Genomic DNA, 1,065 nt, shown 5'->3' with positions numbered 1-1,065 from the left:
TGTCGTAAGAGATTTTCAGGAAGCATATGGTTTACCTGTCAGTGGGATAATGGATGAGGTATCTTTAAGTGAATTGAATTATCAGGTAAATACCAATGTTGTAAAGATATTTTTTGACCCAGGACACGGTGGGAATGATCCCGGGGGACAAGGTTACGGGTTAAAAGAAAAAGACGTAGCATTAGATATAGCGTTAAAGACTGCAAACATCTTGACACAAAACTATATAGGCATAGACATAGAATTTTCTCGAAAAACCGATGAAACTATTGAACTATCAAATAGGGCAACAATGGCTAATGACTGGGGAGCAGATTATTTTATGAGCTTCCATAACAATGCTTTTGATGGTACTGCTCACGGGTTTGAAACATTTATTTATAATGGAAATGTTTCTGGTGAGACAAAAGAAAGGCAACAAGACATCCATACTTATATCAAAAATCGAATCGATGTAAATGACAGAGGAATGAAGGAAGCTAACTTTAACGTTTTACGTAATACTGAGATGCCAGCGTTGTTGTTAGAATATTTATTCATTGATAATTATGAAGAAAATCAATTGCTAAGAAGTGAAAGTTACTTAAATCACCTTGCTCAAGTTACTGCTGAGGCAGTAGCACAATCATTTGATCTTAATAGAAGGTAGTAATTTTAAGGATAGTAGATTTTAAATCTACTATCCTTAGTTATTCCACAAAATTCCACAAAATCTTCCTAAATTCCCTTGAAAATTTGTAGATTTTTAAGGATACTAGAGTAGTACAAAATTTATTGAAGGAGGTGAACTAAAGTGAAACTATTCAAGTCTATGTGTCTAGTGACCTTACTTTTTACTGTGTTCCACTTTAGTCCGTATATAACCGAAGCAGAAGAGGACAAGAAGGAACAAGAGGAAGAACTTGAACTTTTTAACGAAGATCAAGGCGATGTAAATGAATCAGAAGAATTTAAAGAGGAGACAACTACAGAAGACAAAGAAATTACACCAATATTAGAAGAAGATAATGAAGAAGGGTCTCATTTTTCTGAAGAAGCCAAGGAAGATGAAGAACCCGAGGAAGC

1 protein-coding gene and 1 pseudogene are annotated in these 1,065 nt (G+C 34.6%); both read left to right on the top strand.

All coding sequences use genetic code 11. The features are described 5' to 3' along the window. The coding region (locus ABDZ63_RS12830) for an N-acetylmuramoyl-L-alanine amidase (protein ID WP_343784072.1) at positions 1–649 on the top strand (649 nt) is incomplete at its 5' end. Between the two features lie 144 nt (positions 650–793). After that, positions 794–1,065, top strand: a pseudogene (locus tag ABDZ63_RS12825) (hypothetical protein); the annotation flags it as partial.

This window comes from Alkalibacillus silvisoli, from assembly GCF_039521975.1.
GTDB classification, from domain to species: domain Bacteria; phylum Bacillota; class Bacilli; order Bacillales; family Alkalibacillaceae; genus Alkalibacillus; species Alkalibacillus silvisoli.
Note: the sequence above shows the minus strand (reverse complement) of the source record. Positions and strands in the feature narration are given on the sequence as shown.